The sequence below is a fragment of the Psychrobacillus sp. FSL K6-1464 genome (genome assembly GCF_038003145.1).
Taxonomy (GTDB): Bacteria; Bacillota; Bacilli; order Bacillales_A; family Planococcaceae; genus Psychrobacillus; species Psychrobacillus psychrotolerans.
In genome coordinates this window covers 896,624-920,754 of sequence record NZ_JBBOOP010000001.1, presented here as the reverse complement: position 1 = coordinate 920,754, position 24,131 = coordinate 896,624, and the positions used below count along the sequence as shown (strand labels likewise).

The window sequence follows — 24,131 nt, the reverse complement described above, 5'->3', positions numbered from 1 at the left end:
TTATCTCACTGCCTTCGTAAATTGTGAAGCTCCTTTGCGAGCTTCTTCATTAAAATGAGTGGAAAGTTTTTTTGTATTTTCTACGGTTCCATCCCAATCTTTTTTCATCTTACTAAAAGAATCTTTAAACATAAGTTCACTGTGTTCAATACTATCCATACTAAAACAGTATTCTCCTAAGCCCGCTAAATGCATAAAATCGTTTACTTTTTTATGATAAGAAACCGCAATGATAGGTGTGGCTGTTGCACTAGCTAGAATAAGTGAATGTAATCTAGTTCCAATAACAACATCTTGTAAGTTAGTTATTTCTAGTATTTCTTGTGGCATTAGATTTTTATCAATAATCTGGACATGCTCTTTGTATTTCATCGAGTTTTTAATATGTTTTGTCGCATCCACATCTTGAGGAAACTTAGTTGCGAAAAAAGTAAACTCTACATCATGCGCTTCTGCTAGTTTATCTAAATTTTTTGCCATTGCATTTATATAAGCCTTGTATTTAGATTCACTGCCCTGTGGCCAATAATTGGAATTGAAGAAAGGCACTGCAGAAACCCCTATTTTAGTTGGAGTTGAATTGTAAGTCTTTGAAGTTGATGTTGGTTTTAAGGTAAATGCTGGATCTCCTATAATGGTGATTGGTCTTTTGACACCAATACTTTCTAAAAGTTGCTTCGATTGTGGGTCTCTTACAGATATACTATCTGCAAATCTACACATAAATCTTAAGCTCCATTTTCCCATAGAAGTGTGAATAGGACCTGCACCACAGCCATATACAACGTATGGAACACTCATATTCTTAGCCATTAATGCATAAGTTCCAAACAATTGAGCTTCTCTTTTATAAAAGTCCATAAGTATTCCACCACCGCCAATAACCAACAAATCCAGTGATTTAATATAGTTCCTATTTTTTTTGTACGTATGTATAAAAGTATTGATATTCCTCCCCTTTTTATAGTAGAGGGGATAACTTTTTACGCCATAACGGTTAACAGTTTGTTGAGGATTGTTACTGAAAACCGTAATATCTTCTATTTGTATAGGAAAATTATGTAATAATTGTTGAAGGATGCCTGATAGAATTGCTTCATCCCCATTATTATTATTCCCATAATTCCCCACAATCCCTATTTTCATCTATTTAACATCCTTTTGTCTTTATAATATCTGATTATAACATAATAAAAGCCTCGCCACATACGATGGAGAGGCTTTTATTAACTATTGAGTTATTCTATATAAGAACACACTGAAATGTAGTCTATTAATAGGGCTTTCCGGCTTATATGTCCCATCCTGGAATCCAGTGGTAACTCCGCTTGCAGTTAATGCACTTATTTCATTAACAGCCCAGTGTTGACTGGATACATCCGTAAATTTTTTATTTGTTGTTCCTGATAAATTATAAGCATTAACTAAAATCTTAGCCATTTGAGCTCTAGTTAACTTGCCATTTGGATCAAACTTTCCATTTTGTTTACCGGATACAATATTTAAATTGGCTATGGCTGCTATTTCTTTATAATATGGATGCGTTTTTGGCACATCTTGGAAATTCGGATCAGTAATACTTTCTAGGTTTAACCCTTTTATTCTACTAATTAGTAGTGCCGCATGCGCTCTAGTAATGTCATTATTCGGTCTAAATGTTCCATCCTCATAACCATTTATAAAACCTTTACTAGTTAAATAATTAATCTCGGTAATATACGGATTTGTAGTTAGGATATCACTAAATTTTGTAGTAGGTTTTGTTGTTGATTTTACTTCTATTCCGACTGATGCTTTTTTTGTACCTAACTGAGCAATTATTTTACCAGTTCCTGCCTTGTTACCCGCTGTGAATACTCCAGCTGATGAGACAGTCCCAATATCCCCTTCAACTGTCCATTTCAGCTGTTCTGGTGAATAAATCAAGGCTTTTTTGTCTACATCCGTTGCAGTTGCGGAAAATGTCAGCTTGCTATTAACATTTGCTGATGTCCCACTAGCTTTAATCGTCAAATTAGTAGGTCCCGAAACAATTGTTAGAGGGAATGATTGGGTAGCAGTATCGTAATTTATACGGACTCTATCAGAACCTTCTTTTAAAGCAGTAAAACTTGTACCATTAAATGACACTAAGTTATTATCTGACTTATTTACTATCTTGCTAGTACTTACTGTTATAGGATTATAAAATTCATCTAATATATAGTTAATCTTATAGGAAGAAGTTGCGCCTACTAACATAGTACCCACGGTATTACGAGAAAGGTTGATAGAGTTCGGGTTACTTGTTGGAGCCGTACTAATAGCCTCTAAGATTGCTGAAACTCTTCTTTGAGATCCTGCGGAAGGGGTGTTTGCCAAAACAACTGCATTACTTCCATAGTTTCTAATGCCCATAGTTGTCGAGCCACCACCATCTAGGTTAAGAGCTCGATCAACTCCAAGACTAACTAGATAATCTGCGAATTGGGACATATTCATCCCTTTCTTATTTGCTCCATCAACAGTTACTAGATGAACAGTTTTCTTATCTTGGCTAATTGCTATAGCACTTCGTGAAGTAACTTCAGTTGCTCTAGAACTTGAGAGATTCATAGTAACGTGTTTCTTTCCATCCTTTACAAGCATTGGTCCGCTTGCAAGCATGAATTGTGAATCTTTCCACTTAGAGTCAATATCGAATGAAACGGATACCTCTTCTCCAATTTTCATCTTATCTCCAATTGCACGCCATTTAGGACCATGAAAAGATAATACAAAACCATTTTGGGGAATTGTTACTTTTGCGGTAGAACCCATATGAATGCTTTTTATTTTCCCCGTAATTTTTTGACCATAATATGTAGAATTTATTGGTGTATCAGTTTCAAACACTACTTCGGTACCATATTGATTGGAGTTTGTAGCGGTATTTATGTTTTGTGGTGTAAAGATAATTGCTTCATCAGCACGTCTTTCTCTATTCAGTCCTGATATATCATAGGACAAATTATCATAATTCATCTTTATATCAAAATCATAAAGATCTATTTCTGCATTTCCATTTGCCGTTACCCCAAAAGCAATCGGTTGGTTAAAATATTCTGTAGTTGAATCGAGTAGAACTCCACCGTTTAATATTTCATTTTGTTGGGAGAGTAAAAAAAGTGGATATCCCTCACTCATATCAAAAAATGCCGCATTTACTGCACCAACTACTCTATTGCCTTCCGCAGAGTCTCGAGTCGCAATACTAGTTGTCGTTTCCTTAGTTTTAAAATCCTTTGGCAATCCAATACTTACCTTTGTATATGCATCATTTAGATTAATAGCTAGATGATTAATAGAGTTAACTTTAGCTCCAGTATTTGTGTATTGTTTGTACTGAACTCCCGTAGATAACTTCATATCTTTGTTTATTGTTTGTGCTGCTAATCCTTGAAGAGGCACCATAATCATAATTACTAGTAACATAAAAATTATTTTTAAAACTTTACTTTTCATATTTATACGCTCCATTTTATTAAGAGCTTACACCATCCTTTCTATTCTATTAAGAGCATAACAAACTGTAGACTTGAATTCTATGTTCCATTTGTTTCATTTTATATAGTCATTTACCAATTTTTCATGAAACTAGAGACCTTTTACTCTTAAAGAAAATGTTTAATTCTGTTAAAATATGATTCAAGCTATAATTAGAAAGGTGTTAAATTATGAAGAAAATAATTATTTTAGTAGGTTTATTGCTACTCTCTTTTAGTATATTTACTAGTCTAAATGCATCCGCAAGTAATTTTACTGGCAATTCGCATGAAAAATCACTAACCTATTTAGTAGAAAATAACATTTTACTTCCCGATAAGGACGGTAAGTACTATCCATACCGTGCTGTTACTAGGGGAGAATTTGCTAGTTACCTATCAAAGATCTTACAACTACCCACAAGTAGTGAGAGTACGTTTACAGATGTATATTCTACACATCCATTTGCCAAAGATATTCTAAGTGCAGCAGAAGTTGGCATAATTACAGGGTATCCCGATGGAAAATTTAAACCTAATGAGATTATCACTCGCCAACATATGGCCGTTATGATCTCACGCGTACTAGATTATTTAGCAATACCGACAAGTACTGGCAATTTAACTTTTACAGATTCTAAAGATATTGTGAAAGAGTATATTACTGCTGTTTCTGTTGGGGCAAAATTAGGAATTATAAAAGGAAGTTCAGAAGGAAACAATGTATACTTTTATCCCCAAAAAAGTACAACTATAGCACAAGCAGCTACTTTCATATACAGATTAGTAGAAGTGGCAAAGGATAATGGTTATGCAGGTCTTCCAGACTTCCTATCCTTTGAAGTAAAAGAAATAGTGAACAAAGAATTAGTTAATAGTAAGCCATATAAGTCATTTGAAGAAGCTCAAAAAGGAATTACCAAAACCAACCAAGTTATAGAACGCAATGGTAACATTATTAAAATGCCATCTGGTCTTGTTATTACAAACGGCTATACAGTTGTCTATAGCCTACCTAAAGAAGAAAATAGGTATGTCTCAACATCGGCAACTACTGATACTGAAATGGAATACTTGGGTACGGAGGTTGAAGAGGACTATTCTGGTAAGAAGATATTCTGGGCAAAAGTGCAATATGCTGATCGAATAGGATATGTAAAACTAGATAAAGTAACATTAAAGCCATATGTACTCTTAACAAACAGATCCTATTATAGTGTCACAAATGGTGAGTTAAAACATACTATTTTCTATAACTCTACTAATAGGGAAGCTTCTTATATAATAGGAAAAGCACCATCTTCCTTACTGGCCGGAAAAAAATATTACAGCTGGAATGGTTATACTTTCTATAACGAAAATAATTCAGCTATTTCAGGGGAATACTTTAATTACTATCAGTTCCTTCCTGCACGGTCCAAAACAAATTATACAGCTGTAGAAATAGACTCGTACATTATGAGTGAACTAACCAGACTTGAAAATCTTTATAAACAATCTCCTAAGAGCTATCCAAATTATAAAGACGCGACACTAAACAGTAAATTAGTAGGTTTAGGAGAAGTATTAAAACTTACAGAAGCAAAATATCAAGTTAATGCTCTTATGATTCTAGCACTTGCTCAAAACGAAAGTACTTATGGATTGAGTAGTCACGCTCTTACCAACAATAATCTATTTGGTTTATATGTAACAGATACAAATCCATTAAACAAAAAATTTACATCGGTAGAAGCTAATATTACAGAGCTGATGGAGAAATTTTGGAATTTAAACTATATTCCCCCTACTGCTGGGTATGCAAATGGAGCAATTTTTGGAAATAAATCAATTGGCTTCAATGTAAGATATGCTTCAGATCCATATTGGGGTGCGAAAGCTGCTGGCCAATACTACAAAATTGATAAATTCTTAGGATTCAAAGATGCTGGAGCTTACAAAATTGGAATGACAACAACATCTGGTGTCAATGTACGTAAGGATGCATCACTAAATTTCTCGGCAGCATTTACTTATAAGCTTTCCAATATGCCTGTTATTATTGTAAATCCTAATATTAATGGTTTTGTTGAAGTTTTATCAGATTCTCCTACCTACCAGACTTTGTTTATTCATAAAGACTTAGTTCGTGATATTAATACGATTCAATAATTTTCATGGAAAGGGCAGTTTCTCTGCTCTTTCTTTTTTTACTTACTACCAATCTCTTGCCACTTTGACTAAAGTAGATCAAACTCCCGAAATTATTTTCATCAAAAAAAGTCTCACACTAGGTTTAAGTGTGAGACTTTTTTTATATGTTGTTTGTATTAAGACGTAACTTTTAACTTCTTATCATTACTCAACGCTGCGGTTAATATAACAAAGCCAATCATTAGAAGGAATATTAAGTCTAACAATCCAGTATGCATAGAAACTGTAAAAATAGTTAATACAAACGCAAATGCCACCGCTTGGTAACTATCGTATCCGTTTCTTTTTACCTGATTATACAACATGGAAATGATCACTCCATATAATAGGAATCCAATTGCAACTAACAAGTATCCTCCGTCTAAGAAGAGCTGACCAATATATGTTGGTGTTGTAGTTCTAGTTGGTCGAGTTATATATTTACCTTCTTCAACGCTTAATGAGTTTACGATTTCTGTAACCTTCATACGAGGTGAAATTTGCTCACCAGGTAGAACGGTAGAGAAAATTCCACCATGTATTTCTCCATATAGATAACCATCTTCTTCTGTAGACTCAATAATTTTACTTAAAACGATATGTCCAGTAACAGCTTCTCCGTTCAGTGAACGTATCCATTTGGGAACAAGATTAACTTTTCTTTCAACTGAAATTAACTTTTCTTCATCAGTCTCGGACAGTTCAACATCTGGTTGCTCTCTGGAGTTAAAGTCCTTGGTTGTATCTTCAGATAGTACTCTAAAGAAACCGAATAGTGAGAAGAAAACTCCTATTATTAATAAGGTAGTTAAAAACCAAGTTAACTTAATGCGTTTAACAGCATAATGAAAAATAATCAGTCCTGTAAATAGCATTAATATAATAGGTGTTCTATATCCCATCATCAGGAATGCCACCATTATTACGCCATAAATAACAGCATATATAAGCAATTTACCTTTAGTTAGAGTTTTTTCCTTAATAATTTTTAAAGATAATATGAGAATAGCACCAAACCAAAGTAGCTGACTTAAAAAGTTTAACTTTGGATCAAGATTACGACGCACGGATTCATCAGAAATCCCCACATCTCCACCTGTCATCATTGTAAAATATGCAAGTGCTCCTATTATTACAAGTGCCCAAATCATCCACATTACATACCCTCTAAGAAAAGAAAGTCCAAGAGTGGGGAAAGTCCACCCTTTTTTGTCTACAAAGTAAACGCCTAAATAGTAAAAGAGTAATGCTAAGAAAACTGACGGCCAGATGGATGTATTTACATTAAATAATTCAAATCGGTGAAAATCAAAAAGACTTATAAAGAAATATAAAACTAATATAAATGGTAAAAAGAAATATGGTGAGAATGTATCGATTTTGTTCAAATTTTTAATTTGTTTTTTTATGTTATTTTTCATAATTTAGTAACCATCACTAGATAGATGATGAATTTCCTCCCTTAGATAAAATAGTTTTCACGAATTCATTTTTGAATAACATGAGAACTAAAAAGTAAACTACTGCACCAGGTAAAGCAATTGTTAATATGTGTAATAGTGGTGGTAAATCAGCTATTTCCGTAAATTTGTCTACCATATTAATAGTTACAAACATGGTAGTTGTAGCAATTACAACTTGCAAAGTATTTTTCAACAAATAGAGTTTGCTCATTCCACCAATGAGCTTCCATAAAGTTACAAAAGTAATTGTAGAATACAAAACGGCAACAATGGAAGTTGACAACGCTATCCCTTGTGCACCAAAATAATTGGAAAATATCCAGTTCGATATAATATTAAGAAAAATCGAGATTATACCGATTCTCATCATATAATGACCCTTTTCCAAAGTATAAAACCCTTTTGCAATTATAGCCTGAATAGAATAAAAGAACGTTGAACCTATATATAAAACTGCATAGGATGCTGTTACTTGAGTAGAAGCAGCAGTAAATGCACCACGTTCGTATACGATACTCACTAACTCTTCCATTAGAAAGACCATTCCAGTTAAAGCTGGTGTTAAGAAAACAAGTAGGTATAATATTCCTTTTTCTATACCCCTACGGAATTTCAACATATTATTCTCTGATCTTGCACTAGCGATTATAGGGAAAACAATTGTTGCTATTGTTACAGCAAAGATTGCTTGTGGAATATTAACTAATCTAAATGCATAGTTCAGATTTGATACAGTACCTTCTACACCTATTCTAGCTGCAAAAAAAGTATTTACCGTCAAGTTAATTTGACCAACTGCTATAGTCAAGCCAACAGGTAGGAAGATTCCATAAAAATCGAATACTTCTTTTTTATCCATTTTCTGTTTCCAGCTTAAAAACTTCTTAGGTGTTCGATAAACAAATTTAATAAGTAAACTCAATATAGTTCCTGCTAAATATCCGATTGGCACAGCGATTATTCCTATTAAATCATGAAATAATAGCGTAAATACAATAGTTACTAATACTACACTTGTTTGTGAAAAGACAGAAAAAGAAAACTTCTTTTTTGCATCAAAGTAACCCTCATAAACAGCATTTACTCCAACTAAAACAACGGAGGAAAAATATATTATACTTGTCCAAATGGCAATTTCCATTCCGCCTTCAAATTCAGAAAAACTCGGATAAAATGTATGTATAATCGGTGAGCTTAGTAGCATTCCAATAACCGCTATTCCTAAAGCTATCCAAAAAGTACCCTTAATAATATTTGTTAGATGAGAATCTCCTCTACCAATCGCCTCAAACTTATAATAACTTGGTAAAAAAGCATCTTTCATACCCGTAAGTAAAAACAAGATAATTGCGTTTGGAATCGTCATAGCAGCAAAATACACATCTGCTTCAAATGAATCGGCAAAGTAAGCTGCTATAACTAGATCTCGAATCATGCTTGAGAATTTCAAAACTATTGTAGATAATAGTAAAAATATAGATGCGAACTTCAATTTATTCATAACCAATCCCACCTGTATTAATAGGAAGTATTAGATTGTCATAATATATTTTCGAATGAAATTGTTGATAACTATATGAGGCTACTTTATTTACAAAGTTTATGCTTTTACTGAGTATAAACTGCAGGCTTGAAAAAAAATTCAATGATGCCTTTATGTAACAGTGCCTAAGGACAATAACACTCTTCATCTTGTTCTTCCTTTCGTTTGGAACTAACTAGTCCCTAGATTGCATTTTTTTATTATATCATATTTACTTATAAAATACCTTTTCGCATTGAAAAGTTTATGTCCAATTTCTGCAAATTACTATTACTGTTAAATTCTTATTTTTAAAAAATAGAAACCCTCTAAGTAGTCATATAAATTCCATGATTTACATGGTTTATAATCACTACTCAAAGGGTATATTTTAGCTATCTAACTTATTTAAGTCTTGTCATAAAGGTATTCATTTGTGAATAAGTAACATTATCATTTATTCCGAAGCTTCCATCAGGCTTTCCTATTGTTATCCCATTTTGAGCTAAAATTTGAACATATTCACTCGCCCAGTGTGAATTACTTACATCTTTAAAGTTATAAGTACCAGTTGTCGATTTCAAGTTAAAAGCTTCGACTAAAACTTTCGCAACATGTGCTCTAGTTATTGGTTTAGAAGGATTAAATTTACCTTGTTCATTACCACTAAATATTCCAGCTGCGGTCACTGAATTTATCGCTTCATAATATTTAGAAGTTGATGGGACATCTGAATAATTTGCTTTTGCAGCTGCTAGCGGAAGGTTCAATTGCTCTACGATACTTTTCGCTACTTCTGCTCTACTAGCAAAAATGCTCATATCTATACTTGCAGATTTTACTTCAACTTTTTCTGAAGTTTGTGATTGGTCTAATACTCTCTTTGCACCTATGTATTTATCGCCCCAATAATAAGGATCATTAATAGAAGAAACACTTACTCCATTGGAGGAAGATGAATGAATGAACTGGTTAGATCCAATATATATTCCGGCATGAGAAACACCCTTGCCAGATGTATTAAAGAATACCAAATCACCTGTCTCTAAATCACTTTTACTTACAGTTATTCCTTCTTTAAATTGTTCTGAAGTTGTTCTCGGTAAGACTATGGCTGTATCCTGAAATACTTGTTGAATAAATCCAGAGCAGTCAAAGCCCTTAGACGTAGTGCCACCATATACATATGGTGTTCCAATATAATTATAAGCTTTCGTTTTAATTTCACTTGGCGATGCAGCATTAGCTGCTGAGATGTTCATCATCAGTAAGGCTGAACTTAGTAAACATACTTTTAAAAAATTCCTAAACATTATGTTGTATAACCTCTCTCTTTAGCAAAATCTGTAGTAAGCATACCATCATTTGGAGGCACTAAACATTACAGTTTCATCACATATAAATAACAAGAATATAACAAAAAGATTACAGACAAAAAAGACAGCACTTCGTCATTGATTGACTAAGCACTGCCTCTGAACCGGAATACTATTGAACTGAGTAGTAATCACGTATTCCATTAAAGATAGATTGAGCATAAATTTCAATATATTTGTCATTCACTAGCTTATTAAAATCTTGCTGATTTGTTATAAACCCTAATTCCACCAGCACTGATGGAATCTCCATTCTTTTAATGACGTAAAACTCTCCTTCTTTTACACCACGGTTATTCATATTAGCATTTTTTATAATTTCTGATTGAATTTTCGTTGCAAGCACTTTACTTTCCTCTCCATTATCATTTGCTGACAAATTGTAGAAAGTTTCAGTTCCGTTTACTGTTTTATTAGCAACGGCATTTACATGTATGCTGACAAAAAGTTCAGAGTTAGTAGATTTGGAAAGTTCCACACGCTCTTGGAGTGATGGAAATGTATCACCAGATCTTGACATGATAATCTTTGCACCTTCATTTTTTAACTTTTGCTCTACTAGTTTTGCTACTTTTATTACAACACTTTTCTCTGTAACACCTTGACTAGAAGCACCTGGATCTTTTCCACCATGACCAGCATCTATTAAAATAATTCTGTTCTTTAATACACTTCCAGATTGGTTCACCAGTTTTAAGTAGGTTTTACTTACATAGCCTTGTCCACCAGCATATTTAACTTTGGCCCAAGCGCCATTAAGACTTTCGACTGTTACTACCTTACCTTTTGTCAAACTACCTACACTTGCATAAGATGCTCCTGGACCACTTCGAACATTTAGTGATGCTGCAGTTACTTTACCAGTCAGGTTGCCTAAATTGTCCGGTACTGTTACTTCAGGTTTAGTTGCATCCTTTGTATAGGTTGCACTAATATAACCTGGTATATTATCGACTTTTACTAAATACCAGCCATTGTATAGCCCATACGTTAGCAATTCCGTATTTTGACTTACAGTATTAACAATAGTTGAGTTTGAAGTTGGTTTGCTTCTAATGTTTAAATCAGGTGATGTCGTTGATACTTTTCCTGTAGATGCACCAATTTCTTTGCCATTTACATCTAAGAAACTGGTATATGATTTACTAATGTACTGTAATTTGCCTTTATAATCTATTTTTAGCCAGTCTCCTGTAATTTCATAGACAAATACCTTTTCTTTATCCACTAATTTACCTACGACTGTTCCAGAATTGCTTGGCTCCGCTCGAACATTTAACGTATCATTATTAACATTAATAATGACTTGTCCTACCGACTTACTAGAGTCGGGCACAGTAACCCCGTCTACTTCTTTGTTTACTTTAAATTCGTCTTCCATTCCTCGAGCAATAAAAAGAGCAAATTGTTTTCGTGTTACTCCACTATTCGGCATATATTTCCCTTGTGAACCTTTTGTAATGCCGTTATACATTATAGCTTTAACATATTTTGCTAATGCATCATTATTATTTATATCTGTGAATATTATAGGCTTATTTGCATGTTCAGTTAAGCTTAACTTGAAAGTCTTTACTAGAGCCATACTCATATCATCCCGAGTAAAAGGTTTGAAAGGGCTAAAGTTTCCATTTCCTGTAGCGGTCATGTATCCTAGTTTAACTGCTTGTTCAATGTATTCAGATTCATTTAATTTAACGTCTTTGAAACTCGATTTACTAACCTTTAACGGTCCATGTCCACCTGCTAGAACAAGCATTTTAGCTGCTTGATAGCGAGTTAATACTTCATTTGGTTGAAACTTTTGACCTCCGCCACTTTTGTAACCTTTTATAATCCCCTTGACATATATATATTCAATTTCTTTATAACCTTCATCCGAATTCGACACATCTGAGAAAGTATTTGCAGCATTCACTTGTAGCGATAGCGAAAAAGCTAATACTAGCACAAGACTGATAGTAATAATATTTTTTAATTTATCTAACACTTTTGAGCTCCTCTCCTTTATCCTCCTACGATAATATCAAAGATTCGCTTCCATTAATATCCTCATTTTTACTCAATTTCATAATTTCCCTACAAATAACTCTTTTTAATGACAAAACAAGAGGATATTACTACAGAATTTGTTTAAATAACACATTAAAAAGCTGATTCAAGATTAAAACGACTTGATCAGCTCTTTATTGTGTTATTTACTGGAGAACATATGGACATAATAATATTGGTTACTTTCATTTAAAGCTATACCTACACCAATTGTTGTGTACTTACTATTTAGTATATTCGCCCGGTGACCTGGAGAATTCATCCATGCTGTAACCACCTCATTTGACTCTTCATAACCATGGGCAATGTTTTCACCAAAGGTCTTATAGAAGTAACCGAACCCATCTGCCATATCCCAAGGTGCTCCATATATTGGAGAAGTATGTTCAAAATAATTATTTAAAATCATGTCATCCGCTTTTATAAATGCTATTTGGGATAGCACTTTGTCTTCAACTAATGCAGTTAACCCATGCTTGTTTCGCTCCAAATTAACTAGTTTAATAGTTTCAGAGATAAAACTCTCATTTGCTTGTTCAATTTTCTTATAAACTTTTTCAAATGGATCATAAATAGTTTCATCAGTTGAAGGGTTTTTCTTATATTCCATACTTCTATTTAACAATACTAGCGCCTGAATTCTTGTTACTGCATTGTTAGGTGCAAAAGTAGTTTTAGTTTTACCAGTTGTAATTCCTGCTTTTGCTAAAAAAGATATATAAGAGTTCGCCCAATGACTTTCCAAAACGTCTGTAAATGAACTTTTTACTTCTTGTTGCACTTGGAAGTCATTTATTAAAACGATAATTTTAGATAGCTGTGCTCGCGTCAAAGTATCATTGGGATTGAAATTTCTACCGTTATTAAATATTCCCGCTTTTGTTAGCGCAGCAATGTCCTGATATGCAGGATGATCACTCGAAACATCAATAAATGAAGGTTGGTAATTTGTAGAATTAGATAATTTTAAAACTCTATTTATAATTTGCGCTACTTGGGCTCTACTTATAGAATTATTAGGACGAAAAGTCCCGTCTGGGTAACCAGTAATAATATTGTTTTTCTGGTTGGAGACTAATACAGGATAATACCATTCATCGTCCTTAACATCTGTAAATAGAGAAGCCTGGACAGTTCCTGGAAACAGCACGAGCATGATTAAACCCAACAATAGGAATTTATTAAACTTTCTCAAGTAATTACCTCCTTTATATTATGTATACACATCAAAAGTAGACTATAAACTAGGAATCCCTTCACAATGGATGTGAAGGGACTTTTAGAATCTATTTTAATAAATTAGTAAAATTGGAAACAAATTTTGCCGCCTGGGCACGAGTAGTTCCTTCAGTAGGTCTAAATTTCCCATCAGTACCAGAACCAATATTTAATTCTTCTACCATGTTAATAGCTTTAACAAACTCTCCATCATATTTCCCTAAATCGGAAAATGTAGATTTGCCTTTTACTACATAGTCTACTTCTACTTTCGCATCATAAGCTCTGTTAAGCATTAACGCAAATTGTGCACGAGTGATAGCCTTGTGAGGCATGAACTTACCATCAACCCCTTTTATAATACCAGCATCAGCCGCAGCAGCAATTTCAGCTTTTGTATCAGCGTGAAGATTAACCACATCTGTAAATGTAGCAGTCCCTTTTGCTTCCAAACCAAGTGCACGTACAATTAGTGATGTAGCTTGAGCACGAGTCAATTGTTTATTTGGAGAATAGGTTGTACTGTTAGTTCCTTTCGCTAAACCTGAATAGAATATGTCTTGGATGTAAGAATAGTGCCAGTCAGTTGCATTTATGTCTTTGAAAGGAAGTACTGCATTTATACGTCCTTCTTCTGTCGGATTAACTGTTTCAAGTGTCGTGATATATTCAATAAACATTTCCCAGTCTACATTTCCTGGTTCACTAACTCTACCTTCAGCATAAGCAGTTTCAAAAGCTTTGAAACCATCTCCACCTTTTGCTGTAAATGTATTTGTAGCGACTTTGTATGTTTTAGAATTATTTAACTCTATATACTTGTCTCCTTCTTTAACTTGTATATTTAGAACACGTTTCCCTGCTTCAGCAGTCCCATCAAAAGCATATTTTAAACCTGAAACATGTAAAAATGCTCCTTTTTCTTTAGGAAACTCACTAATAGCATGTTCAAGTAATGATTTAATCTCTTCACCTGTAACTGAGGCTATAGCAAGAGCATTACCAAAAGGCATTACGGTTAGAACTTCTCCAACAGTAATATCTCCAGCATCAATGGAAGCACGAATTCCCCCTCCATTCTGCATAGCGATAACAGTTTCAGAGTCTATTTTTTTGGCCGAAGCTAACATTCCATCAGTTATTAAGTTACCAAGATTCGTTTCACCGGCACGAACGCCCCAAAGTCCACGTCCACCATTAAGACCCTGTAAAGCTACTTTACCTGTTGAGGTGTTTTTTACTTTGTCTATAGAATCAGTATATGGTTTTAGTAGTTTTACTGTTTCTGGATCAGCTATTTCTACCGCTGTAACATCATGTAAAATACCAGTATGATCTGTAATAACACCTTCCGTATTAAATGAAACATCTAATTGACCTAAAAATTTATTGTATTCATTTGCTTGAACGATAAGAACTGGTTTACCTTTTACAGTTAACTCTTTAGGTGCGTCCAGTTTTGTATGTGTATGACCACCAACAATGATATCGATTCCAGGTACCTTTTCCGCAAGTAATAAATCATTATCATATTTTGCTGCATCATCATAACCAATATGAGTAAGAGCAATAATTTTATTGACACCAGCTTTTTCAAATGCAGCTACTGCTCCCTTAGCGGCTTCTATATAATCCACAAATGCTATATCATTAGGGCTAGAAATATCTACAGTTTCAGCAGTTGTCAATCCAAAAATACCTACTTTTTCTCCATCAATTTCTTTAATAATTCCATTATATATTTCACCATTAGAAGCTGAAGATGAATATTCTTTATTTTGAAGTCCTTCAAATAGTACATCCTTCGAGAAATCTACATTTGCACTTACAAATGGAAAACCGGCTTTTTTGACGAATTCTGCAAGACCTAAATGGCCATCTGATGTAGCACCTAAATCAAATTCATGGTTTCCGAAAGTCATCGCATCATATTTTAATAAATTCATAAACTCTAAATCAGCTAAACCAGTATATTGGTTAAAGTATAGAGTCCCAGAGAAAACATCACCTGCGTCAAGAAGAAGATTATTTTTGTGTTCACTACGAATCTGTTTTACTACTGTCGCTCTTTTTGCAACAGCATCCACATTTGCATGTGTGTCATTTGTATGCATAATAGTAAGGTTAAAATCTCCCTCAGCTGCCAAACTCGTTTGAGGTGCTAAAGCTAATCCCAAACCAGCCGCAATCGTTAATGCTGCTGTTATACTTTTGTAAGTTTTTCTATACATTCCTACACCATCCCTTTTATAATATGTATCTCTTTAACTATACTATAGTTTAGATAATTTTAAATATTAAGTTTAAGTAAATTGAGAATTTATCTAATTTATTTCGCTTGTTTAATAAAGAACCAAACTATACATACTATTACCAGTTCTAATTAATATTCTGGGACTTACACTCATATATTTACAAAAAGGTTTGTAGTTATAAGAAATGAGGACCATGAATGTCGAAGAAAACAATTTGGATTACAATTATTAGTTGCTTCCTTTTAGTTGGTGTTATATACGCAACAAGTATTTATCAAAATGTATCCACTACACTCGATACAATCCATGAAACAAAGATTCGCAAAGTTTCTGAACTTAGAAAAACGAAAGTAGAACTCGTAGAAAAGGAACCAATCTCCATTTTACTACTCGGTGTGGATGAACGGGATGCAGATATCGGACGGTCCGACACTATTATTGTCCTCACCGCTAACCCCTCTCTAGCTTCAGTTAAAGTATTAAGCATCCCAAGAGACACATATACAGAAATTATCGGATTAGAGAAAATGGATAAATTAAATCATGCCTACGCCTTCGGTGGGATAGATATGGCCCTTCGTTCTGTTGAAAATCTTCTAGATATTCCAATTGACTATGTTTTACAGGTCAATATGGAAAGTTTTTTAGAGATTGTCGATAGTGTTGGCGGTGTCACGGTTGAGAACCGATCTGCTTTTGAAGAAAACGGTTACCAATTTGCAGCTGGTCCCATACATTTAGACGGTGATAGTGCTCTTAGTTATGTTCGCATGCGAATGAATGATCCCTTAGGTGACTTTGGAAGACAGGAGCGTCAAAAACAAGTTCTCTTAGCTATATTAAAGGAAGGGGCTTCTTTTAATAGCTTCCTCAACTATAAGGATCTCTTGGCCTCCTTAGCGGACAACATTCGAACAAATATGACATTTGATCAAATGATGGATATTCAAAAAGGTTATAAGTCTTCACTGACAAATGTCGAATCTATTACGCTTACGCATGGTAGTGGCCAGCGAATGGACGGCATTTGGTATTATGTACCCAACGATGAAGAGATGAGCGATGTCACGTGGACATTGAAGGATCATTTGGAACTACAATAGTGCAATAATAAGAAGCTGTGGCCGAATAAGCTTTACTCGCTGTTGATGGTTGAATACTAGTGTTACGGGAGATTTTGAAGGACAATAGCAAAAAGGCTATTCCAAAATAATGGAATTAGCCTTTAATTTGTGTCATGAACACGTCGTAATCTAGAGGAATTGAGATGGACTTAATGTAAGAAGGAATTCTTCTAGTCTATTCATTCCTTTTTCTAGCACAGCCATATTGTACGCATAGGAAATGCGTATGAAACCTTCTCCATATGCTGTAAACGCGCTTCCAGGAACGACAGCCACACCGCCCTCCTGTAATAGCTTCGTAGCAAACTCAAAGGAATTCATTCCATACTTTCTTATATCAGGGAAAATATAAAAAGCGCCATTTGGCTTTTCCACCGTCAGTCCCATCTCTGTTAATCGACTAAATACTAAGTCACGTCTTTTCACATATTCCAAGTTCATCTCACTTGGAGTGTCTTTGGCATTTGTGAGTGCTTCCATTGCTGCATATTGGGCAGGTAGTGAAGCACAAATTGTATTGAAGGCATGCACTTTTACTACATGCTCCATCACATTTGCTGGCCCCATCAGGAAGCCGATTCGCCAACCCGTCATCGAATGCGACTTGGAAACACCATGAATATAAAATAATTTTTCGCGTATTTCCTCATAACTTGCAAAGGAATGATGCTTTCCTGAGAAAGTGTTCTCGCTATATATTTCATCTGTTAGTACAAATAAATTCTTTTCTTGTATCACATCAACTAATTCATCCATCGTCTCTTTTGTAAGAACAACCCCAGTAGGATTAGAGGGATTATTGAAAAATACGGCTTTTGTTCTCTCATTGATCAAGTTTGCAAGTCTTTCTGCAGACGGTTGGAAATTAGTGTCCGTCGTATCTAGATACACTACTTTCGCTCCACAAAGTTCAATCACAGGTACATACCCTGAATAAGTAGGAGCTGGTAGAATAACCTCGTCTCCTTCTACTAAAATTGTTCGAAAGACTGCATCGATTGCTTCACTAGCACCATTTGTTATAATAATTTCACTTTGAAGATCATATGAAAAACCATATTTATCAAAGAAAAAAGAGTTCACTGCATTTCTTAACTCTAGCAGCCCTGCATTATGCGAATACCCGGTTAAATTTTGTTCAATTGCCAGGATACCTGCTTCTTTTACTGATGTAGGTGTCGGAAAATCCGGCTGACCAATCGTTAGATTAACGGCATCCGGGTAATGAACTAATTGATTGGAGAATTGTCGTGTTCCAGGAATTTTCAATGCTAGTGCTCGAGGATTTATCTGTATATTCATCGGTTGATCTCTTCTTTCTATTAATTTTCTAGTAGATATATATGCTAGTATACTTTAAACAGCATCGATTTATTATTACATTCTGAATTATTTAGTAATAAAAAAAGTCATGCAATGTATACTTGAACATTGCATGACTTCCTATTTTATTGTGGCAGTTGATCTGGTTCGTGGCTAAATTGCCATTCAATACCGAACTTATCTCTTAAGGAACCGTAACATTTACTCCAAAATGTTTCTTGAAGATCCATGCTCACTTTACCGCCTTCTTTAAGAGCATTAAATGCGGATTTAACCGTATCTTCTTCATTACTTACAAAAGCTAAACTGATATTATTTCCTTCCGTAAACGGTGATCCTGGAAACGTATCAGAGAACATTATATTGCTTCCATTAATATTTAAGCGAGTGTGGAGAACTAAGTCTTTTGCTTCTGCGGGTAATACAAAATCCGGGCTTTGCGGTGATTCACCGAAAGTCATAATCTCTGGTTTTTCTGTCTTAAATACTTCTGCATAAAATTCTGCAGCTTCTCGACAATTCCCGTTAAAAGTAAGATATATATTAATAGTCATTTTAGAACACTCCTCTTCTCAAATAATGTAATTATTCAAAACAATAAATTTCAACTTTATTGTAGCACTCAGAGATCTAAAATAACATTAATTTTTAGTAAACTTTATCGCCATTGAAAATAGAGTTCTTTACGATTACATAGTCTACATTACGAATCGACTCTAATTTATTTCCACCTGAATATGATATAGAAGATTGCAAGTCTTGTTCCATTTCTCTTAAAGTATCTTCTAGCGGACCTTTATATTCTACAAACATTTTTTTACCTTCCACATTTTTCTTTTCGCCTTTTTGAAATTCAGATGCAGAACCGAAGTATTCTTTATACTGCTTGCCATCTTTTTCGACTGTAACACCAGGAGATTCTTCATGACCTGCAAATAGAGAGCCAATCATAACCATAGAAGCACCAAAACGAACGGATTTTGCAATATCACCATGTGTACGAATTCCACCATCTGCAATTATTGGTTTGCTAGCTGCTTTTGCACACCAACGCAATGCCGCAAGTTGCCAACCACCTGTTCCAAATCCTGTTTTAATCTTCGTGATACATACTTTCCCAGGTCCGATTCCAACTTTCGTTGCATCCGCTCCAGCATTTTCTAACTCTCTTACTGCTTCTGGAGTTCCAACATTACCAGCAATGACAAAGCTATTCGGTAAATGTTTTTTAAGATGTTTAATCATGTTAATAACTGCATTAGAATGACCGTGCGCAATATCGATGGTGATGAACTCAGGTACTAGATTTTCTTCCGCCAACTGTTCTACAAATGTGTACTCTTCTTCTTTGACACCCACACTTATTGATGCAATTAAGCTACGTGATTGCATACTCTTGATGAAGGCAATACGTTTTTGTGGTTCAAAGCGATGCATTATATAAAAATAACCATTTTCAGCTAAATAATTTGCAATGTTTTCATCTATAATTGTCTGCATATTAGCAGGCACTACTGGCAATTTAAAAGTATGTCCCCCAAGTGTGACTGTAGTATCACATTCTGATCTACTATTAACTACACATTTTGCCGGAATTAATTGAATATCTTCATAATCGAATACATTTTCCATCATATACACTCCTAAATACGAATATTATTATCAATTGAACTAAAAACGTTCGTCCATTTGGTAATTTACATCATTTTGAGTAGTATGTCAATCTCTTATACTAAGCATGCACATAATACTCGAAGTATTACATACATTTACTGAATTCTTTTCATCTTATTTATATCTATTTGCATTTCAATTAATTTTATCCGGTCACTCAGTTCCAATACTGCTTGCATAATTTGATGCTGGTCTGCCTTAGACATATTTGTATGACGTTCTACCTGGTCAACTGTTTCCTCCACTTTTTGAATACTACGATTCATTACTTGTACTAGATACTCAACTGTCATAATTTATCCACTCCCTTCATTTCCTCTTATTTTACTTGCTCAATTAGTTATTTCAATTGTCAGAATATATTATTAAATACAACTATAGAATTTTCACCGCCATTTCGTCATTGAAAATCCTTTTTCAACTGATTTTGATAATCAAAATAAATTTGAATGTTCCATGATTTATTTTATTTTTGATTAATATAATAGTAGAAAGAATGGAAGGAGGAGATTTCTATTAAACCAAATCCAGTTGAACCAGAAGAAATGGCTTATAGAAATGACTTAGATATACAAGCTTCCCTTCAAATGATTTGGGAAGGCGCCCCTGTTTCGACAGTGGAAATCGAAAAAGAGGATTATGAAACACCTTAACTTCCCTACAGTAGTAGGGTTTTTTTAATTTGTTTTAGTAGCTAGAACATGATAAGTTGAATAATAACAGTGTTTTTAGAGGAGTTATTAAACATGATTATAAAAAAAATAACTATGCGGCATATGAAAATGACAATGAAAAACCCATTTGTAACTAGCTTTGGAAGTATGCAAGAAAAAGAATTTTTCTTACTAGAGGTCTTTGATGAAAATGGAAACTCTGGTTGGGGAGAGTCCGCAGCTTTCCAAGCACCATGGTACACAGAAGAAACCGTTCAAACTACTTTACATATGATAAGGGACTTTTTAATACCACTTGTGTTGAGCAAAGAAATTAGTCATCCAGATGAAGTAAGCGCAATTTTTGCACCTATCCGAAAGAATAATATGGCAAAGGCTGCTGTGGAAGGGGCTATTTGGGACTTATATGCTAAACGAACTGCTCAATCACTTTCACAAGCACTTGGAGGAGTTACCGAGAAAATTGAAGTAGGCATTAGCATCGGCATCCAAACAACAATAGAGAAATTATTAGAAGTAGTCAGCAATTACATCAAAGAAGGGTACAAACGAATTAAAGTGAAAATCAAACCTGGATATGATATCGAAGTGATTCAAAAACTGAGAGAAGCATTTCCTAATTACCCTCTAATGGCTGATGCGAATTCAGCCTATACACTCGAGGATATTGAACTTTTAAAACAACTGGATGATTTTCAGCTAATGATGATTGAACAGCCACTTGCTTATGATGATATTGTCGATCATGCTCAACTACAAAAACAGCTGAATACCCCTATTTGCTTAGATGAAAGTATTCTTTCTGTAGCTGATGCACGTAATGCAATCGAACTTGGTAGCACAAAGGTTATCAATATAAAAATTGCGCGTGTTGGAGGTCTGACGGAAGCAAAGAAAATTCATGACTTATGTATGGAAAAAGGTGTTCCTGTTTGGTGTGGTGGAATGTTAGAGGCAGGGATCGGCCGTGCACATAATATCGCCCTCACCTCTTTACCCAATTTTACACTGCCAGGTGATACTGCAGGGTCTTCTCATTATTGGGAGGAAGATATCATTTCCCCGGAAATAGTTGTGGTGAATGGCTATATAGAAGTTCCAAAAGGAAATGGAATAGGTTATGAGCCAAATATGAAAGTAATTCAACGTTATTTGATAGATACGATCGTCTTTGAATAAAGGATTTTATGTTAACCTATGAACAATAAAGTTGTTTAGAGTGAAAAAAAGGTCAGACTAATCATCTGATCTTTTTCATCTTATATTGAAACTGCTTGATAGTTATTACTTGTAGCCTTGGTAGCTTTAATTTTCGAATCTACTGAGTTTACTTTTTCAACCAAATTAGTGAGTAGTGCATCATTTTCAACACTCCCTAATTTGTCTACTAACAATTTCAGTTTTTCAATTTTCACAGCCGCTTTCACTGTGTTTTTAGCTTTTAAAAGGTCTTCTATTTGATTAATACCATTGTAAATAGATATTGGCAAAGCTAGCTCTGTACTTTTTTCAATGGCAGGAACTTTATACGTGGAAATCAACCTTTCACGATTCTCCTTTCCTTCTACTTTACCGAAGATCTCATTTCCTTTTTTTAATTCTTTGAATAATAAGTTATAATTTTTCGTTAGATTATCCCAATCTAAACTGGCTCTTGCAGTTTCCAACCCTGCAATTAACGGTAAAACGGTCTTTTTCCCATACTCATCTGCTTCTGCATATGAAACTACCGGAACTTTCGCTACTTTTTTCACTTTATTTTGAACTGTATTTGAAGTGTTTACTTTATTTATTTTTTTCGAGGACTTCTCTGTTTTGCTTTTTACTTTCTCCAACTTATTTTTAACTTTATTTTTAACTTTATTTTTATCAGTAATTTTACTGTCTTTTAATTTTATATCCACTCTTTTATCTCTATTATCTTGGTTTTGTCCATTATATCGTCCTTGTCGATGCTCTTTGCGATCCTGTTTGTGATTCATCATTTGATGAGAACGTTGTTTGTCATCTTTGTGCCCACCGTCTCTACCTTCTCCCTTACCATGGGCATTTCCCAATACCGGTGATCCCAAAATTGTTGTAGCCAATAAAGCCGATGCAGCTGTTACTTTAAAAGTATTAATCTTCATATAGAATTCCTCCTCTTTCTCATTAGTGGGCGACTCTAAATATGATGTTCTAATATTACCTATGGAAAAATTTACAATATATAATCTCTTTATTTTGGTACCCCTATCTTTTTTCAATAAACAGAAATCACTATACTGTAATACAACAATATTATTAAATAATATTTGTAATATTCTATTAATATTTATCACCGTAAAAATATTACTTCTTTTAAATACTTTCAAATCGCAAAATCTATTTTCTCAAACCTTTAGTAACTCAATTTGTTTAATTTATCTAAACTCCTACCTATTTAATGTTTCTGAATAACCAGAAATATCAAACTCCTTTTTTCTACAAAATTTGGCATACGTTAGCTAAATGAATACTAAAAGCAAGGCGAACTATGGTATAATCTAAGCATCAAAACAGAGATAGGAGCATTACAATGTTAAAAGATATCTTTATGGCTTTGTCGGAGAATCAAGTATTAAATGGTGCCGCAAAAAAATATGGTTTAAAAATGGGAGCACAGCATGTTGTTGCTGGGACAAACATTGAAGAGACTATTGAAAGCATCAAAAAGCTAAATGCAATGGGTATCTCTTGTACAGTAGATAATTTAGGCGAATTTGTTTTCGTAAAAGAAGAAGCATTGGCTGCTAAAGAACAAATTATCGCAGTAATTGAGGCAATTGAAGAACATCAAGTGGATGCGCATATTTCTTTAAAACCATCCCAACTTGGGCTTGATATTGACTATGACTTCGCATTAAATAACTTAAAAGAAATTGTTGAAATCGCACATAAATATGGTACTTTCATCAATATTGATATGGAATCTACCAAACATTTACAACCATCATTCGATATTTTGGACGAGCTTTCTAAAAACTATGATAATGTGGGAACTGTAATTCAAGCATACTTCTACCGTGCAGAGGAAGATATTCAAAAGTACAAAAACTTCCGCCTACGTATTGTAAAAGGAGCTTATAAAGAACCTGTTGAATATGCGTATCAAACAAAGGAAGAAATTGATAAAAACTATGTAGAGCTTATTGAATGGCATCTTCTTAATGGTAAATTTACTTCTATTGCAACTCATGATCATAATGTGATTAACCATATCAAACAGTTCATTAAAGATAATGACATTCCTTATGATAAGTTTGAATTCCAAATGTTATATGGCTTCCGCACAGAAATGCAACAACAACTTGCTAGCGAAGGCTACAACTTCTGTACGTACGTACCATTTGGACAAGATTGGTACGGTTACTTCATGCGTCGTCTTGCAGAGCGTCCAGCCAATATGAACTTAGTTGTAAAACAAGTTTTCAATAAAAATACTAATACAATGATTGGTCTTGCTGCCGGTGCATTTGCACTTGGACGTTTAACAAAACGAAATAAACGCAAATAAAAGGAGAATTAATCCAAAAATCCTTTATTTTGGGGTTTAAGTCTTTTTTGTTTACCAAGGAAAGTCTAAAACACGCCTTAACCAAAAAGACAGAAACTATTTGATGGAACTCAATCATCCAGTTGTTCTTTAATTTCATTGAGCAATTATTAAAAGCGCACTTCACAAAGTGAACTGCGCTTTTTAACTATGCATTTATTTTATGCAATAAAAATCACCTCATCTACGGGGAATAATAGA

The 24,131-nt window shown here is 34.1% G+C and carries 17 protein-coding genes; 4 read left to right on the top strand and 13 right to left on the bottom strand.

The features are described from left to right. A complete protein-coding gene (locus tag MKX39_RS04375) occupies positions 1-1,146 on the bottom strand; it encodes a polysaccharide pyruvyl transferase family protein (RefSeq protein ID WP_340768516.1) in 1,146 nt (381 codons plus the stop codon). Between the two features lie 84 nt (positions 1,147-1,230). Next, a complete protein-coding gene (locus tag MKX39_RS04370; protein WP_340768514.1) occupies positions 1,231-3,483 on the bottom strand; it encodes an S-layer homology domain-containing protein in 2,253 nt (750 codons plus the stop codon). Between the two features lie 212 nt (positions 3,484-3,695). Here MKX39_RS04370 and MKX39_RS04365 point away from each other — a divergent pair, with 212 nt between their 5' ends. After that, positions 3,696-5,654, top strand: a complete 1,959-nt coding sequence (locus MKX39_RS04365) for an S-layer homology domain-containing protein (protein WP_340768512.1) — start codon at positions 3,696-3,698, stop codon at positions 5,652-5,654. A gap of 158 nt (positions 5,655-5,812) precedes the next feature. Here MKX39_RS04365 and MKX39_RS04360 read toward each other — a convergent pair whose 3' ends face one another. The 6 genes from MKX39_RS04360 to MKX39_RS04335 form a co-directional block, all read right to left on the bottom strand. Next, on the bottom strand, positions 5,813-7,096 hold the full coding sequence (locus MKX39_RS04360; protein WP_340768511.1) for an oligosaccharide repeat unit polymerase: 1,284 nt from the start codon (positions 7,094-7,096) through the stop codon (positions 5,813-5,815). Positions 7,097-7,112: 16 nt separating this feature from the next. Next, complete coding sequence (gene murJ / locus MKX39_RS04355) at positions 7,113-8,639, bottom strand: murein biosynthesis integral membrane protein MurJ (protein ID WP_340768509.1); 1,527 nt, start codon at positions 8,637-8,639, stop codon at positions 7,113-7,115. Between the two features lie 425 nt (positions 8,640-9,064). After that, complete coding sequence (locus tag MKX39_RS04350; RefSeq protein ID WP_340768508.1) at positions 9,065-9,973, bottom strand: C40 family peptidase; 909 nt, start codon at positions 9,971-9,973, stop codon at positions 9,065-9,067. A gap of 175 nt (positions 9,974-10,148) precedes the next feature. Then, positions 10,149-12,026 (bottom strand): N-acetylmuramoyl-L-alanine amidase, encoded by a 1,878-nt coding sequence (locus tag MKX39_RS04345; RefSeq protein WP_340768507.1) that lies wholly within the window; start codon positions 12,024-12,026, stop codon positions 10,149-10,151. A gap of 204 nt (positions 12,027-12,230) precedes the next feature. Continuing rightward, positions 12,231-13,283, bottom strand: coding sequence for a CAP and S-layer homology domain-containing protein (locus MKX39_RS04340; RefSeq protein ID WP_340768506.1), 1,053 nt, complete (start codon positions 13,281-13,283; stop codon positions 12,231-12,233). A gap of 91 nt (positions 13,284-13,374) precedes the next feature. After that, a complete protein-coding gene (locus tag MKX39_RS04335; RefSeq protein WP_340768505.1) occupies positions 13,375-15,537 on the bottom strand; it encodes a 5'-nucleotidase C-terminal domain-containing protein in 2,163 nt (720 codons plus the stop codon). A 221-nt stretch (positions 15,538-15,758) separates the two neighbouring features. On the opposite strand from MKX39_RS04335, the gene MKX39_RS04330 reads away from it, so the two are divergent. Beyond that, on the top strand, positions 15,759-16,664 hold the full coding sequence (locus MKX39_RS04330) for an LCP family glycopolymer transferase (protein WP_340768504.1): 906 nt from the start codon (positions 15,759-15,761) through the stop codon (positions 16,662-16,664). Between the two features lie 150 nt (positions 16,665-16,814). On the opposite strand, the gene MKX39_RS04325 is transcribed toward MKX39_RS04330, so the two are convergent. From MKX39_RS04325 to MKX39_RS04310, 4 genes are all read right to left on the bottom strand, one after another. Next, positions 16,815-17,987, bottom strand: coding sequence for an aminotransferase class I/II-fold pyridoxal phosphate-dependent enzyme (locus MKX39_RS04325; protein ID WP_340768503.1), 1,173 nt, complete (start codon positions 17,985-17,987; stop codon positions 16,815-16,817). 146 nt (positions 17,988-18,133) lie between these two features. Further along, complete coding sequence (locus tag MKX39_RS04320) at positions 18,134-18,562, bottom strand: VOC family protein (protein WP_340768502.1); 429 nt, start codon at positions 18,560-18,562, stop codon at positions 18,134-18,136. A gap of 94 nt (positions 18,563-18,656) precedes the next feature. Further along, positions 18,657-19,640, bottom strand: a complete 984-nt coding sequence (gene guaC / locus MKX39_RS04315; protein WP_093537243.1) for a GMP reductase — start codon at positions 19,638-19,640, stop codon at positions 18,657-18,659. Between the two features lie 137 nt (positions 19,641-19,777). After that, the gene (locus MKX39_RS04310) at positions 19,778-19,975 is read right to left on the bottom strand and encodes a hypothetical protein (RefSeq protein WP_093537242.1); all 198 of its coding nucleotides are present in this window, start codon (positions 19,973-19,975) and stop codon (positions 19,778-19,780) included. 453 nt (positions 19,976-20,428) lie between these two features. Between MKX39_RS04310 and menC the strand changes: the two genes are divergently transcribed. Beyond that, positions 20,429-21,535, top strand: a complete 1,107-nt coding sequence (menC, locus tag MKX39_RS04305) for an o-succinylbenzoate synthase (RefSeq protein ID WP_340768500.1) — start codon at positions 20,429-20,431, stop codon at positions 21,533-21,535. 80 nt (positions 21,536-21,615) lie between these two features. Here menC and MKX39_RS04300 read toward each other — a convergent pair whose 3' ends face one another. Beyond that, complete coding sequence (locus MKX39_RS04300; protein WP_340768498.1) at positions 21,616-22,485, bottom strand: hypothetical protein; 870 nt, start codon at positions 22,483-22,485, stop codon at positions 21,616-21,618. A gap of 428 nt (positions 22,486-22,913) precedes the next feature. Between MKX39_RS04300 and MKX39_RS04295 the strand changes: the two genes are divergently transcribed. After that, positions 22,914-23,891: a proline dehydrogenase family protein gene (locus MKX39_RS04295; protein ID WP_340768497.1), complete on the top strand. Its 978-nt coding sequence runs from the start codon at positions 22,914-22,916 to the stop codon at positions 23,889-23,891. The last annotated feature ends 240 nt before the right edge of the window (positions 23,892-24,131 follow it).